Source organism: Dyadobacter linearis (assembly GCF_907165045.1).
GTDB lineage: Bacteria > Bacteroidota > Bacteroidia > Cytophagales > Spirosomataceae > Dyadobacter > Dyadobacter linearis.
The window spans coordinates 90,353-105,241 of sequence record NZ_CAJRAU010000009.1 but is presented as its reverse complement, the minus strand read 5'-3'; the positions used below and the strand labels follow the sequence as shown (position 1 = coordinate 105,241).

General features: G+C 46.0%; 11 protein-coding genes. 3 read left to right on the top strand and 8 right to left on the bottom strand.

Going from position 1 to position 14,889, the window contains the following annotated elements:
* Nucleotides 1-111: 111 nt before the first annotated feature.
* The 5 genes from KOD92_RS23920 to KOD92_RS23900 form a co-directional block, all read right to left on the bottom strand.
* Nucleotides 112-3,003, bottom strand: coding sequence for a putative Ig domain-containing protein (locus tag KOD92_RS23920; RefSeq protein ID WP_215236143.1), 2,892 nt, complete (start codon nucleotides 3,001-3,003; stop codon nucleotides 112-114).
* A 1-nt stretch (nucleotide 3,004) separates the two neighbouring features.
* Entirely contained in the window at nucleotides 3,005-4,120 is a 1,116-nt protein-coding gene (locus tag KOD92_RS23915) for a glycosyltransferase (protein ID WP_215236142.1), read from the bottom strand.
* The gene (locus KOD92_RS23910; protein WP_215236141.1) at nucleotides 4,117-5,124 is read right to left on the bottom strand and encodes a glycosyltransferase family 2 protein; all 1,008 of its coding nucleotides are present in this window, start codon (nucleotides 5,122-5,124) and stop codon (nucleotides 4,117-4,119) included. Before KOD92_RS23910 ends, KOD92_RS23915 begins: the two co-directional genes overlap by 4 nt.
* Nucleotides 5,125-5,228: 104 nt before the next feature.
* Nucleotides 5,229-6,407 carry an acetyl-CoA C-acyltransferase gene (locus KOD92_RS23905; RefSeq protein WP_215236140.1) on the bottom strand — a complete coding sequence of 393 codons (1,179 nt, stop codon included), beginning with the start codon at nucleotides 6,405-6,407 and terminating at the stop codon, nucleotides 5,229-5,231.
* A 146-nt stretch (nucleotides 6,408-6,553) separates the two neighbouring features.
* Nucleotides 6,554-6,787: a PspC domain-containing protein gene (locus KOD92_RS23900; RefSeq protein ID WP_215236139.1), complete on the bottom strand. Its 234-nt coding sequence runs from the start codon at nucleotides 6,785-6,787 to the stop codon at nucleotides 6,554-6,556.
* A 292-nt stretch (nucleotides 6,788-7,079) separates the two neighbouring features.
* On the opposite strand from KOD92_RS23900, the gene secA reads away from it, so the two are divergent.
* Nucleotides 7,080-10,418: a preprotein translocase subunit SecA gene (gene secA, locus KOD92_RS23895; protein WP_215236138.1), complete on the top strand. Its 3,339-nt coding sequence runs from the start codon at nucleotides 7,080-7,082 to the stop codon at nucleotides 10,416-10,418.
* A 130-nt stretch (nucleotides 10,419-10,548) separates the two neighbouring features.
* Nucleotides 10,549-11,208, top strand: coding sequence for a phosphatidylserine decarboxylase family protein (locus tag KOD92_RS23890; protein WP_215236137.1), 660 nt, complete (start codon nucleotides 10,549-10,551; stop codon nucleotides 11,206-11,208).
* A gap of 1 nt (nucleotide 11,209) precedes the next feature.
* Here KOD92_RS23890 and KOD92_RS23885 read toward each other — a convergent pair whose 3' ends face one another.
* Complete coding sequence (locus KOD92_RS23885; RefSeq protein ID WP_215236136.1) at nucleotides 11,210-11,839, bottom strand: rhomboid family intramembrane serine protease; 630 nt, start codon at nucleotides 11,837-11,839, stop codon at nucleotides 11,210-11,212.
* A 24-nt stretch (nucleotides 11,840-11,863) separates the two neighbouring features.
* Entirely contained in the window at nucleotides 11,864-12,838 is a 975-nt protein-coding gene (locus KOD92_RS23880) for a polyprenyl synthetase family protein (protein ID WP_215236135.1), read from the bottom strand.
* A gap of 202 nt (nucleotides 12,839-13,040) precedes the next feature.
* Here KOD92_RS23880 and KOD92_RS23875 point away from each other — a divergent pair, with 202 nt between their 5' ends.
* Nucleotides 13,041-13,871, top strand: coding sequence for an aminotransferase class IV (locus KOD92_RS23875; RefSeq protein WP_215236134.1), 831 nt, complete (start codon nucleotides 13,041-13,043; stop codon nucleotides 13,869-13,871).
* A 51-nt stretch (nucleotides 13,872-13,922) separates the two neighbouring features.
* Here the strand turns inward: KOD92_RS23875 and KOD92_RS23870 are convergent, their stop codons facing one another.
* Entirely contained in the window at nucleotides 13,923-14,777 is an 855-nt protein-coding gene (locus KOD92_RS23870; protein WP_215236133.1) for a hypothetical protein, read from the bottom strand.
* Nucleotides 14,778-14,889 lie beyond the last annotated feature (112 nt).

Here is a 14,889-nt window from a genome sequence, read left to right as displayed (position 1 = left end):
TAGTATGCAAGCATACTATTCATAAACTCAAATATAAATCATAATTATATTACGCCTGCATCCTGTCGGCGAAAAAATAATACGGGAAAATCGCTGCTTTTCAGCTGATAGTTACTTTTTGAAGATCTTGAACTGTTTGAGCAGCTCACCGCCCGCGCTATTGACCCGAATAAAGTAAATGCCTGATGATAACCCCAGATCCGAGAGATCGATGTAAGCCAGATTATCCGCAACAGTAACCAGCCCCGGCGGAAGCGCGATCCGCTTACCTGAGACCATTACAACCTCATACAACATTTCGTCGCCGGTCTGATTTTCTGGGAGTTTAATGTTAATGATATTCTCTGTCGGGTTGGGATAAAACGCCCATTCCTCCATATTCTTGGTGATATTCACGGAATCCCCGTAAGAAATACTGAATTGAATTGAGTTGGTAACGATCGCAGAATCCTCTTCTGCGGCAGTGACCGTGAGGGTGTACCTACCCACGTAAGGCGCAAATCCGCGCGCATTTTCATACAATGCATACGGAAATACGCTTGTAGTGGAAGTCCGTTTGTAAGGCCCGTCCAGTTCGAAGGTCACCTGGTCATATTCAAAATTTCCGTAGGCGTAAATGTTCAGAAGCGGCGGAAGTGAATCGTAAGCTACCACATCGTCGCCGGCGAGTTTGCGGATCACGCGCTGGTCCACTTTACTGCCGCCTTGCACGAGCTCAAACCGTAGTTCGGGAGTTTGTACTTTCAGTATCAGCGGGATTTCCACATATGCTCCGCCGTTATCGTAAGCCCGGATTATCAGCCTGTATTCTCCTTCTTCAGTGGGGGTTCCTGAAAACACATTTAACGCAAAATTGAGCCAGGAAGGCCGGTTTTGGACAGATATAGATGAAATATAACCGTCCGGGTCTCCAAAGATATTGGTAGGTAAAATATAATTAAAAGGCATATTTACCTGCGCATATTTCACAGGCAATGTAGTAGATGCAAAAGGCGGTGCATTCAGGAACTGTGGCTCTACAACTCGGATCGTAAAATAGGTTTCTACAAATGCATTCAGATCGTCGTACGCTTTAAAAATGATCCGGTACTCACCCAGTTTGTCAGGAGTACCACTCAAAGTTCCGTTCGTAAATTTCAGCCAGCCAGGCAATTCAGCAGCTTCGATCCTGGTAATTTCCCCGTCACTGTCCTCAAATGTACCCGCAGGAATTGCAAAGCTGAAAGGCTTCCCGATCGCGACCATCTGATTGGAAAAATTAGCATCAACAGTCGGCGGCTTGTTCGCATTCTCCCTGGTATCAACCCGGATCGTGAAAAAAGCATCCGTAGAACCTCCCTCATCGTCGGTTCCCTTAACTGTAATCCGGTAGTCGCCAAGCGCAGTTGGCCGACCGATCAGTGTTCCGTTTTCAAATCTTAACCACGAAGGCAGGCCGCCTACTTCTACTTTTACAATCGTACCGTCCACATCCGAAAAGGTATCAATAGGCAGTTTATAAGTAAAATCCTTGTTGACTGCGATGATCTGCATCGGCACCGGACGGAAAACGTAAGGCGCATAGTTTGACGCATCGTTCCAGTATTCCGGCGTAAGCAGGTCTTCTTCCAGCTTCACCTGCACAGGTTTCGGGCTGGCCGGATTGGCATAAGCGCGTTTCGACCATTCAGAGAAAATCACATTGATCGCTCCCTTTTTTTCAACCGCGGCAGAAAGCCGGTAGCTGACAGATTCGCTGTAAGTGATAGGCTGCAAAGGTTGGCCGAGCCAGTTCGATGCAGCAGGACGGAGAAATCCCTCCGATCGCGTCATTTGGTCTTTTGTAGAGATTACGACCGCGACCACATTTGCACCGTGGGCGAAATTCTCTGTGATCTGTTTTAAATGCGTGTTATTGTCGAGATATGAGCTGACAAACAGTTCATTAGCCGTGATAAAATCAGCCGGCATATTACTTTTTACAATATCCACCGACCACCTGTGATCGTAATTCGGGCTGTCGTTAATCTTAATCCCATCTGATTTTTCATTCAGATCCTTGAAACCCAGCGTCCCGCGCATGACGGAAGCCGCATCAAATACTGAACCATAATCGGAAACGAACTTAACGCCCGGATCAACGGATTTTACAGCCCCGATCATTTGTTCGAAATACTTTTTCATCGCCTCGTGCCGGTAGATATACCAGTCCTTTCCAGCCCGCTGCCTGAAAGATTCTTCCGGGTCCCAGGCTGTAAATGGCGGATAAGGGTCATTAAAAGTCTTGTAATTCATACCCCAGAGAAAATTGAGGCGCTCGATTTTTTTGTAGTGGTCTTTCAGCCAGGTTCGAAAGCCAGCTACCATCATTTTCGAATAATCATAAACCGCCGTGCTTTCCTTGCCGCCGGTGATCAGGCCGCCGGGATATTCGCCTTCCTGAGTGGGAGTATTGGTGACGGAAACGTAAAGCAGTTTGTTGGTAGTCTGTAAATGTTTGTAGCGGGTCACCGTTTCCTTCACAAACGCAATTCCTTTATTTACAATAGCTTGATTATCAAACCCGAAGAAAGTATCCTGATATCCCCCTAGCAGCGGCTGGTCGGAGTGGCTAAACTGGCTGTCGGAAGGTTCCCAAAAACCTTTGATACGTGTGCTGTGTCTCCCTAGGTGAATGCGGAGCGCCACTTTCATGCCAAGATCAGTGGCTATTTTGATCTGTTCATCGTACTTGGCCCACTTCGGGGTTTCAGTAGGAGAGCTGTAATATACTTTGTCCCAGGGAATTGTAATATAAACTGCATTGAGGCCATACTGACTGGCGGCTGTGATCAGTTCTGGCTCGGGACCGCGGTTATCAGCGTCGGTCAGGTTCAGTAGCATCAGTGCCAAGTACCTCTGCGGATCGGCTTCCGCTGTTTTTTTATCAATTTGGGCTGATAGCGGTTGGTGCGCAAGAAACAGGCCGAATACCAGAAAAAATAGCTTATTGAGATGATGAAATGCGTTCGTAGAATTGAACATGCTAAAACTTTTTGTCAATTAATTTGATCCACTCGTTGTATCCGTTTTCCACATTGAATTGACCTGCGCGCTCAATGCTTTTTGCACTATTAACCGTCACTTTTCCTTCCATTACTGACCGCATTCCCGCTACCATCTGCCTCACACTCAAATCCTTGGTCACCAGGCCCATTCCATCCTGGATAAACTCAGAAACGCCTCCCGAAGGAAACGAAACGATAGGTTTTCCCAACAGCGCAGCTTCAATCATTACCAGTGGAAATGGGTCTTGCCGGGAAGTGAGCAGAAAACCGTTACCCACGTTAAGGTAGTTATAATAATCTTCTTTCTGCTTTCCCACCAAATGAATTTTGGTCGCCGATTTGGAGTGAATGCACCTTTGTTCAGTATAGTAAACGAGCCCGTCATCGATCTTAGCGCCCACCCAGATCAGGTGAACGTTGGGGTCATTGACCTCAGCCGCAATATCCGGGAGCATATCGAAACCTTTTCGCTCGGAAGTCATTCCTGACAATACCCAAACGAATGCTTTTTCAGGTATGCCGAGATCCTTTCTCAACTGGCTGCTGCGCTCGTTATCTTGCTTGACCAGTTTATGGTCGATAAATGAATGGAGTAAGCCAATATTTTTGCCGCCTGCATTACTAAGTGCGTCACAGGTAGCCTGCGAGCAGCCGATCAGCAAATGCGAGTAATCGACGATACCCTTGAAATCAGGGCCACTCAGATAAGCGTACGTGAGAGGCATTTCGTGAAAATGGGTCACCACTTTAATCGAAAACTCCTTCGCTATCACAATGGATTCCGGTATCATAGTGGTATTTACGTACCAGAAATCCGCATTGAAATCCTTCGCAAGTTTTCGTAAATACTTGTGAATAGGGTTAATACCAAGATGATAGGATACTTTTTGCAATATATTGAAGTGACGCGGCGCAATAAATCTTGGAATGTCCTCGGGAAAATCTTTTAATAATTCTCCATTGGCAAAACTTACTATACCTACGTCGAAACGGGAACGGTCGATCTTTTTAAGAATATACAACAGCATCATTTCCGATCCTGTCCTTGTCGCATAGGGCGTGAAAAACAGTATTTTTTTCTTAGTACTATTCATGCAGAGGCGGTTAAAAGGTCGATGTTCTCCTGTGGTTTTATCTTATAAGACCCATTTTTTAAGAGTAACGTTTGCCAGAAATATTTTAAAATCACCTTTGTTTTTCTGACATAGATCCGCTGCGTCCTGAGCTCAGCAAATGGATTTCTGCCACTTTTGATATTCAATGCGATTTTCCACCCAAAAATGACGGGCACCATACATATATAATGCGCGATCAGCAAAAGGTATTGAAAAATACCATATTGCTTCCTGATCCATAGGAAATTGGACACCTGCATTTGGGTACTGAACCGGTTGATCCAGGATATGTTCGTGCGCCGGAAAGGGTTGTTATTTTCAAGATGAATAAATGTACAGTCTTTGAAATAGCACAGTTTTCCCAGCTTTCCAAGCCTGCCCGACCATTCCACATCTTCTCCATACATAAAAAAATCAGGGCTGAAACCGCCTGTTTTTTTAAATCCTTCACGACGCAGGAAGATGAATGCGCCGACCAGCCAATCGTATTGATCGGGATCTTTATAATCAGGTTCCGGATAAAAACGGTTTAGTATATTCTCTGTCAGGCGGCCCGGCGGAAGTATGAAAAACGTCTTGCGAAACTCGTTGAAACTCTGGTAAAAAGGCATTGGCGTACCGTCTGCATAATATTGTAAAGCGCCGCAGGCGATCATATCCTGTTTGGCTTCCATGCGCGCGAAACAGCGGCCTATCACATTGTCTGTCAGTAAAGTATCTGCATTAAGTAACAGAAAATACTTCCCTTTTGCGATCGCCATACCCTCGTTATTAGCAATACCAAAACCCGGGTTGGAAGGAAGGTCAATCCAGCGTACTTCGGGATAAGAGGCGCGGATCAGGTCGCCGCCGCCATTTTCAGGATCATTGTCAACAATTATTACCTCAAATGTCACTCCGGAAGTGAACTGATGAATCGACTTTAAACAATTAATGATAAGTTGTGAAGTGCGGTAATTAATGATGATGATGGATACATCCATGAAAAAGCGTGCAAGTTAGACGCGTAAAAATAGAAAATCTCCGTGGAACAAGGGCAAACCTTCCACGGAGATCGTCGATTAGAATTTAATTAGTTAGTTGCCGGTTAATTGAGCCTTTCAAAGATTCCGGCCACTCCCTGCCCGCCGCCAACGCAGGCAGTTACCATACCATATTTCTGATTTTGCCGCTTCATTTCATTGAACAACTGCACCGATAAACGTGCGCCTGTGGATCCCAGCGCGTGGCCCAGCGCGATTGCTCCGCCATTCGGGTTCACTATTTCAGGGTTGATATCCAGCTCCTGAATCACGGCCAGGGACTGTGCTGCAAAAGCTTCATTTAATTCGATCTGCTCAATATCCTGTAATTTCAAACCCGCCTGTCTCAACGCAGTAGGGATAGCCGCAACCGGCCCGATGCCCATAATGCGTGGATCTACACCGGCAGTTGCGTAGGATAGCATTCTTGCGATTGGTTTGAGGTTCAGCTTGTTGACCATATTCTCCGACATGACCATCACAAATGCGGCCCCGTCGGAAGTTTGCGACGAGTTACCCGCCGTGACCGAGCCGCCGGCTGCAAATACAGGTTTCAGCTTGTTCAAAGCTTCCAGCGTCGTATCCGCGCGCGGACCTTCATCCTGACTCACCACCAATTCTCTCGTTTTCTTCTTACCAGAAGCCGCGTCAAAATAGGTTTCTTTCACAGTTACAGGCACAATTCCGTCTGCGAACCAGCCTTCTTTCTGGGCCCGCAATGCTTTTTGGTGAGAATGAAATGAAAATTCATCCTGCTTTTCACGGCTTATATTAAAGTCTTTCGCAACCTGCTCTGCTGTAAGTCCCATACTCAGGTAGTATTGCGGATTGGTATGTGCGATTTCGTAGTTCAATGCCGTTTTCCATCCCATTGTCGGTACCATCGACATTGATTCGGTACCTCCTGCAATAATGCATTCAGCCATTCCGGCGTGTATTTTCGCAGAGGCCATCGCAATCGCTTCCACGCCCGAGCCGCAATATCTGTTGATCGTAATTCCTGACACGTTTTGCGGCAATGCGAGCAAAGCCACGTAACGGCCCATTTGCATTCCCTGCTCAGCTTCTGGTACCGCATTGCCCACGATCACATCGTCAACCTGGGTAGGGTCGAGCTGAGGGAGCTGTTCGAGTAAATGTTTGATTACAGTCGCTCCAAGGTCATCGGGGCGTGTAAACCGGAAGCCGCCTCTCGAAGCTTTTCCAACCGCGGTCCGGTAGCCCGCTACAATATATGCGTTCATATAGCTATTTTAAGTCGATGAAAATAGGATAGTATGCAGACATACTATCAGGTAAAAATAGAAATTTAACATAAAACAACAAACCGCCGGAAATTGTTTTCCGGCGGTTTGCAACTACGAAGTCTTTACTGATGGATTGTTAAAATCTAGGAGTGAAAGTTCTCCTCAATGATTGATTTTGGTCTTTTTGCAATATCCGGCATTACGATCCAGAGGATGATATAAAGGAAGACGATGGGGAAAGTGACAGGGATAAAAACTGCCAGCACGAATAATACCCGGACGATCGTTACATCGATCTGAAAGTAATCTGCCAGGCCGGAAGCAACTCCACCAATCATTTTGTTAGCTGTATTGCGATATAATCTGTTATGGTTCATGGCTGTTTGTGTTTATTTCATTTTGATGATTCAAAGCTACTATGCATTACATAGTAGTTGTTAATTTTCTTTATAAGCGGCTTTTTGCTGGGAACATGGGTTGTATTGTGTGGTATGTGGATGAATTGTAACTGCATTAGATCTGTATCAGGAAAATCAAAGATGTTGCGCAACAGAATTGGCAATGAATTACCTTTGGAATTGGAATAAGCTTGTGTGCTGACAATCTGGCATCTATTTGCGACAGGCTTAATTTTTTGTTTGAGAATGAACGATATAAAATATATAAACCATGTTTAAAATATTCTCTAAGCTATTTGGCACCAAATCAGAACGGGATTTGAAAGAACTGACCCCGTATGTGGGTAAAGTGAATGCCGAATATGCTCTGTTAGCTTCTTTAACAAATGACGAACTCAGGGCCCAGTCCGAAAACCTGAAACAGCATATATCAGATCAGCTTAAATCCATTGACGACCAGATCGCGTCGTTGAGACAAGAGGCCGCCGACGAGCCGAATGTGGATAGTAAAGAAGTAATCTTCAAAAGAATCGACGCCCTTGAACTGGACAGGAACAAGGAATTGGAAAGAGTACTTCTTGAAATTCTTCCAAAAGCATTTGCGATCGTAAAAGACACAGCCCGCCGTTTTAAAGAAAACGAACAGCTGGAAGTGACTGCCAATTTCTTCGACCGCGAAGTTGCTGCACGTAAGTCACATATCCGGATCGAAGGCGATAAGGCATATTGGAATACAACCTGGGACGTAATCGGCCAGCCTATTAAATGGAATATGCTGCATTATGATGTGCAGCTGATCGGTGGGGTTGTGCTTCACCAGGGTAAGATCTCCGAAATGGCGACAGGTGAAGGTAAAACGCTTGTTGCGACGTTACCCGCGTTTTTGAATGCATTGGCAGGTCAGGGAGTGCATATTGTAACCGTCAATGATTACCTCGCAAAACGTGATGCCGAGTGGAATGCGCCTCTTTTTGAATTCCATGGTTTAAGTGTCGACTGTATCGACCGCCACCAGCCTAATACCAACGCGAGAAGGAATGCTTACAAAGCGGACCTTACTTACGGAACAAACAACGAATTTGGTTTTGACTACCTGCGTGACAATATGTCACGGACTACGGAAGAGCTTGTTCAGCGCAAGCACCACTTCGCTATGGTCGATGAGGTTGACTCCGTTTTGATCGATGATGCACGTACGCCATTGATCATCAGCGGGCCAGTACCACGCGGCGATGAGCAGGAATATATAGAATTGAAACCCCGCGTTTCACGCATTGTTGAAGCTCAGAAAAAGCTTGCAATGGACTTTTTAAATGATGCCAAGAAAAAAATTGCGGCGGGAGATAAAAAAGAGGGTGGCCTGGCATTGTTCCGTGCACACCGCGGTATGCCGAAATACAAGCCTTTGATCAAATACCTCAGTGAATCGGGTATCAAGGCAATCATGCAGGAATCGGAATCGATCCACCTCGCTGAGAACCAGAAGCTGATGCCGGTAGCCGATGCGCCATTGTATTTTACGATCGATGAGCGCCACAACAGCATTGAGCTGACCGAAAAAGGAATTGACTTTCTAACAGGCGAATCGGAAGAAACTAATTTCTTTATTCTCCCCGATATCGCAGTTGATCTCGATGCGATCGAAAAAGATAATTCACTGAGCGAGCAGGAACGGATCATCAAGAAGGAATCCCTAATCCGTGATTACTCTGTCAAAACTGCCCGCATTCACACCGTGAACCAGTTACTGAAAGCATTTACACTCTTTGAAAAAGATGTGGAATATGTGATCATGGACGGAAAGGTTAAGATCGTAGATGAGCAGACCGGCCGTATCATGGAAGGTCGCCGCTATTCTGACGGTTTGCACCAGGCTATTGAAGCGAAAGAAAGTGTAAGAGTTGAAGACGCTACCCAGACTTACGCGACGGTTACTCTCCAAAATTACTTCCGGATGTACCACAAATTGGCTGGTATGACGGGTACTGCGGAAACAGAAGCAGGTGAATTCTGGGAAATCTACAAGTTGGACGTTGTTTCTATCCCGACCAATGTAACTGCTGTTCGTAAAGATCAGGAAGATAAAGTATACCGTTCGGTGCGTGAAAAATACAATGCGGTTACCGACGAGATCGTGGAGCTGGTTGAAGCAGGCCGGCCGGTTCTGGTGGGTACGACTTCGGTTGAAAACTCCGAGATCATCAGCCGCATGCTTACCCTGCGTAAGATCGCCCACCAGGTACTGAATGCAAAACAGCACCAGCGTGAAGCAGAAGTAGTTGCCGAAGCTGGTAAGCCAGGAACCGTGACTATTGCTACCAACATGGCGGGTCGGGGTACGGATATTAAATTAACCCCGGAAGCGAAAAAAGCGGGCGGTTTGGCCATTATTGGTACGGAAAGACACGAAAGTCGCCGCGTCGACAGACAGTTGCGTGGTCGTTCCGGTCGTCAGGGTGACCCGGGTTCTTCTCAATTCTTTGTTTCTCTGGAAGATAACCTGATGCGTTTGTTCGGTTCTGACCGGATGGCGAAGGTAATGGACAGAATGGGGCTGGAAGAAGGCGAGGTGATCCAGAGCGGCATGATCACAAAATCGATCGAACGTGCGCAGAAAAAAGTGGAAGAAAACAACTTTGGAATGCGTAAGCGTTTACTGGAATATGACGATGTCATGAACTACCAGCGTGACGCGATTTACACCCGCCGCCGGAATGCACTGTTTGGAGATCGTTTGGCTGTGGATATTGCCAATACCCTTTTCGATGTGTGTGATGAACTGACAAATACTGCCGGAACTTACGCAGAGCTCGAATTGGCGGCCATTACTACGCTGGGTATGGAACTTCCATTCAGTGAATCAGAATACAATTCGTTCAAACCGGGAGATCGGTCGCAGCGTCTTTATGAAGCTGCTGAAAGGCAATACCAGGAAAAGAACAATGCGATCTCGCAAAAAGCATTGCCGATACTTCGTTCGATCCACGCGGAAAGAGGCGCTACTGTTACGGAGATCATGATCCCGTTCAGTGACGGACTTCGCCAGACTGGTGTGGTAGTAGGATTGAAAAAAGCCATCGATAATGAAGGCAGGGAGATTACCCACGAAATGGAGAAAGCGATCGTGCTTTCGCTGATCGACCAGGAATGGAAAGAGCATTTGCGTGAAATGGACGATTTGAAACAGTCGGTTCAGAATGCGGTATTTGAACAAAAAGATCCTTTATTGATCTATAAATTCGAATCGGTAGAACTTTTCAAACGCTTCCTGAGCAAGGTAAACTTTGATATGATATCCTTCCTGATGAAGGCGGATATTCCTCAGGAAGAGGCTGTTCCGGCTACTGCTGTGCAGCAAACGGTACGCCGACCTGCACCAGCACCAGAGCTGCATACCAACAAGGAAGAAGATATTGATCTGGATATTGAAGATAGCAGATATGCTCGTACAGAGTCTTCTACGAAAGCACAGCCTGTTCGCATTGAGCGTATTGCAGACCGCAACCAGAAGGTATCAGTTCAATATCGCGACGGTCGGATCCTGCGCGATGTGAAGTTTAAAAAAGTAGAACAAGAAGTGAAAAACGGCGAATGCGTAGTAATTGAATAGTCGTTTTTCTGAAAAATAATACAAGCCCTGCCTTCTCAGAACAGAAAGGCAGGGCTTTTTGCTGCCGTAAAATCAAGATTTATACGATATTTGCAGTTATTGTAGCGCATTAACACAATATTCCATCAACATGAAGCTTCACAAGGAAGGATATACCATTATCTTAATCACAATTATCGTTCTGGTACTGATCAACTTAGGGATTAATTACCTCCTTCCGGACGGTTACTGGATCCCGATGTTGGCAATTATCGGCAGCATCTTTGTGCTTCTGCTGGTTGTCCAGTTTTTCCGCGTCCCGACCCGCGTAGTGCACAAAAGCGACCGACAAATCGTAGCGCCTTGTGACGGAAAAGTGGTTGTGATTGAAGAAGTCGTTGAAACGGAATACTTTAATGGGCCAAGAAGACAGATCAGCATATTCATGTCGCCGCTGAATGTGCACATCAACTGGAACCCGGTAAGTGGCGTTGTGCAGTATTTCAAATACCACGCCGGACTTTATCTGGTAGCGTGGCATCCAAAATCCAGCACGGATAATGAACGTACCACGGTAGTAATCAGGACATTAGAAGGGATCGATATTCTGTTCAGACAAATTGCAGGAGCTGCCGCGCGCCGCATTCGCTGGTACGTAAAAGAAGGCGACCAGGTAGAGCAGAGCACCGAAATGGGTTTTATCAAGTTCGGCTCCCGCGTCGATATCTTCGTTCCGCTCGATGCGGAGATCAAAGTTAACCTGCAAGACAAAACCGTAGGCAGCGTGACGGTACTGGCTGAATTGAAATAATTTACGGCGTTAATGTGCCGAGCCAATCGCCAATTTGCTGAAAAAATCCCGGCACCGCCGCTGGATAAACAATCGCCATAAACATCATTCCGAAGATCGCTCCGTACATGTGCGCGCTGTGATTGACATAACTCGTGCCCTTTTTTGCTTCATAAAGCGAATATCCCAGGAATAAGATTCCGAAAATGAAAGCCTTCATTTTGATGAAGAAATACAGGGAAATTGTCATGGTCGGAGCGAAGAGAATTGCCGCAAACAAAACAGCGGAAACACCTCCGGAAGCGCCCAGGGAGTTGTAATTTGAATTGTTGCGGTGCTTCATAAAGGTTGGAATATCAGAAACGATAATCCCAACTATATAAAGAAACAGGAAATACAGCGACCCGCTGGGCCCGAACAGCATTCCGAAAAGCCGCTCAATTCCTTCCCCTACAAACCACAAACTAAGCATATTGAAAATCAAATGCCCAAAGTCAGCGTGTATAAAGCCGGATGTTACGAACCGGTAATATTCATTGCGCCTCGTGACTTTGTATGGGTTCATGATCAGCTTATCCATCAAACTGTAATTGTTGAAGGCATAATAACTGATACCAGATGTAATAATGACAAGCAGAAGGGTAAGTGACATAAAATCAAAAATTAAATAATAACATTATTTTTCCCGCTCAACCAGTTGCTGTGCAAATTGCAGCAGCGGCTCTTTCCGGGAATTTTCAATATTGAGATTTCGAAGGTTTTCCAGCCCCTTTCCGAAATAATCACTGATCTTTTGTTCAGTCAGGCTCCGGATACTCAGTGACTCATAGATCGCTTTCACCGCATTGATCTTTTCCTCGGCATCAAAAACCGGCTCTGAAATCCACTTTTCAAGTTCACTTTTGGTCGCCTCGTCGGCCTTCGAAAGCGCCTCGATCAATAGGAACGTTTTCTTGTTCGCAATAATATCTCCGCCTACCTGCTTTCCGAATTTCGAAGGGTCACCGTAAACGTCCAGTAGGTCGTCTTTTAGTTGAAAACCGATCCCCATATTTTCTCCGGCAGCATAAAGCAGCTTGACGGATTCTTCATCCGCGCCGCCTATTATTCCACCCAATTCCAATGCAAAACCAAGCAGAACCGACGTTTTCAGGCGGATCATCTCCAAATATTCTCCCTCCGTCACATTCCAGCGCGTTTCGAAATTCATATCGAGTTGCTGACCTTCACACACTTCCGCGGCAGTTTGATTAAACCGCTCCAGTACGAGCCTGAGCTTTTCTTTCGGAATATCCAAAAGAAGATCATAGGCGCGGATCAGCATCACATCCCCCGACAATATCGCCGTATTTGCATTCCATTTTTCGTGCACGGTCGGTTTTCCTCTTCGCAGCGGCGCACGGTCCATAATGTCGTCGTGCATCAATGTAAAATTGTGAAAAACCTCCACCGCCATAGCCGGTTTCAAGGCCGCACTGATATTTTCCGAATAGATCGACGCCGACAATAATGTCAGCAAAGGGCGGAAACGTTTCCCGTGAAGGGACATTATATAACTGATCGGCTCGTAAAGTTCAGCCGGATTTTCGCCGTAGGAATGTTTCTCAAATTCGGCTTGAAGCGTTTGCAGTAATTGCTCGGGGTTAACCATTCGAAGTGCAGAAATCGCCTGATCAGATCAGGACGCAATATTTAGATTTTAACTTATCAGCCGGTTGAGGCGACTTATGCAAAGTAGCGGAATTTCCTTGTCTTGCGGATAACATTTCATGTATTAATTCGATTTTGCATTGTTTTGGAGCTATTCTCCCACAATATGATAACTTTGAAAATCCACCAGATTTCAGATCAATATGCCATTTTATCAGTACTTCAACGGCGATATTATACCGATAGACCAGCCTGCATTCGCGACAAACGACCTGGGTTTACTGCGCGGATACGGTTTGTTTGACTATTTCAGGACCTATAACGGTGTTCCTTTCCGCTGGGACGATTACTGGCAGCGATTTGAAAACTCTGCGCGGCTGCTCAAACTGCAAGTTCCGATCTCACAAAACGAAACCGAAAAGGTACTCGCCGATCTGCACGCATTGTCCGGCGAACAGGAAGTTGCATTCCGCTTTGTACTCACGGGAGGTTATGCACCGGATAGCGTAAATGTGGTCCAGCCCAACTTCCTGATAAAAACGGAGGCACTGCCGCAGGATAACCCAGCCGGCCGTTTGAAAGGTATTAAGGTACTTCCTTATCAATATGTGCGCGACCTGCCTGAGATCAAAACGACCAATTACGTGCACATGGTTTTGATGGCGGATGAAATGAAAAGACAGCGGGCGGCCGATCTTTTATTTTATAAAGACGGAGAAGTAAGCGAGCTGACGAGAAGTAACATATTCATTTTCAGGGATGGAAAACTGATCACTTCCAATCGGAATATATTAAACGGTATCACGCGAAAAGTAGTACTGGAACTCGCAGAGGCACATTTTGAAGTGGAAGTAAGACCGGTCTTTTATCAGGAAGTAATAACAGCCGACGAGGTTTTCACCACCAGCACCACCAAATGGGTAATGCCCGTCGTGCAGATCGGCGACGAGCTTATAAGCGACGGACTGGCTGGAAAGCGTACGTTATTTTTACAGGAGCTTTTCGAAAAGCTGGTTTCAGGTTGGGGTAAATAAAAAAGTGACTTCCTTTCGAAAGCCACTTTCTCACTTTTGTAATAAATCAATTTATTTAGGTGCAATAGGTGATTCTTTGTTGACGATTGGCCAAACGCCAGGCCGCGGAAAACTTATTCCTTTCGTTGGTCCTTTGGCCATCGCATCCAATCCGAAATAGTAAAGCGGCCAGCCTTTGTAGGTAAGCTGTTTTTTACCAAAAACGGTGATCGTACCGAATAAGGTTTTATCCAGAGCCGAAGGAATATCCTCAATCGTATTCACCTCATAAATCGGCCAGGTGGCGTCGTGGGTGGCGTCGTTTGTTGTCCAATTGTTGTTCATTGAAGAATCGCGGGCAAATGCATACAATGTTCTGCCGAGGCTATCGACGATAAATTGCGTTTCTGCGGTACCTTCTGTGTAGTCTGCCTTGTAGGATTTACCGTCGTTTCCAACCAGTTGCGCATTGGAAAGCATTACCGTGTACTTCGTTTTAGCCACATACCACAAATTCCCCACGCCCTCGCCTTTCACATCACCCGCAGCCGCATCATCCTGAAAATAATACAGCGGCCAGCCTTTGTAAGTGGTTTGAGTGACACCGTCGGTCCGCGTGATATTGGCGAAATCAGAAGCTTTCAGACCTGCGTCCAGCTTGATAGAAGACGGATTCGCTATTGAAAATACCGGCCAGCGCGTTACGCATTGACCTGTGCAAACCGAAGTTGTGCCTGCATCTTTTGTAAAAAAGTAAAGCGTTCTCCCTTCCTTATCTGTCAAAACCTTCCCCAGCGAGCCGGCATCTTTTAGCATCACATCATTAGGAACCGGCTGTTGATTATTATCATCGTCAGAGCAGGAAATCGTCACTGCCAGTAATAGCCCCAGCGCTAGCAGACTGCGGGTAATGGAAAAGATTTTCATCGGATTCATTTTTATTGTTAGAGATGAATTGGTTGTCGCGATTACGGCGAAAAACCTCCGATGGTTGCGTGGCTGCTCTTTTGCTTTTGCAGTAAATAAAAAAGGCACGACC

Excerpts from the sequence above, each read along its gene's own strand:
- KOD92_RS23885 (WP_215236136.1), bottom strand. The coding sequence starts at position 11,839 with ATGTCACTTACCCTTCTGCTTGTCATTATTACATCTGGTATCAGTTAT.
- KOD92_RS23915 (WP_215236142.1), bottom strand. The coding sequence starts at position 4,120 with ATGAATAGTACTAAGAAAAAAATACTGTTTTTCACGCCCTATGCGACA.
- KOD92_RS23880 (WP_215236135.1), bottom strand. The coding sequence starts at position 12,838 with ATGGTTAACCCCGAGCAATTACTGCAAACGCTTCAAGCCGAATTTGAG.
- KOD92_RS23870 (WP_215236133.1), bottom strand. The coding sequence starts at position 14,777 with ATGAAAATCTTTTCCATTACCCGCAGTCTGCTAGCGCTGGGGCTATTA.
- KOD92_RS23875 (WP_215236134.1), top strand. The coding sequence starts at position 13,041 with ATGCCATTTTATCAGTACTTCAACGGCGATATTATACCGATAGACCAG.
- KOD92_RS23890 (WP_215236137.1), top strand. The coding sequence starts at position 10,549 with ATGAAGCTTCACAAGGAAGGATATACCATTATCTTAATCACAATTATC.
- KOD92_RS23920 (WP_215236143.1), bottom strand. The coding sequence starts at position 3,003 with ATGTTCAATTCTACGAACGCATTTCATCATCTCAATAAGCTATTTTTT.
- KOD92_RS23900 (WP_215236139.1), bottom strand. The coding sequence starts at position 6,787 with ATGAACCATAACAGATTATATCGCAATACAGCTAACAAAATGATTGGT.
- KOD92_RS23905 (WP_215236140.1), bottom strand. The coding sequence starts at position 6,407 with ATGAACGCATATATTGTAGCGGGCTACCGGACCGCGGTTGGAAAAGCT.
- KOD92_RS23910 (WP_215236141.1), bottom strand. The coding sequence starts at position 5,124 with ATGGATGTATCCATCATCATCATTAATTACCGCACTTCACAACTTATC.
- secA (WP_215236138.1), top strand. The coding sequence starts at position 7,080 with ATGTTTAAAATATTCTCTAAGCTATTTGGCACCAAATCAGAACGGGAT.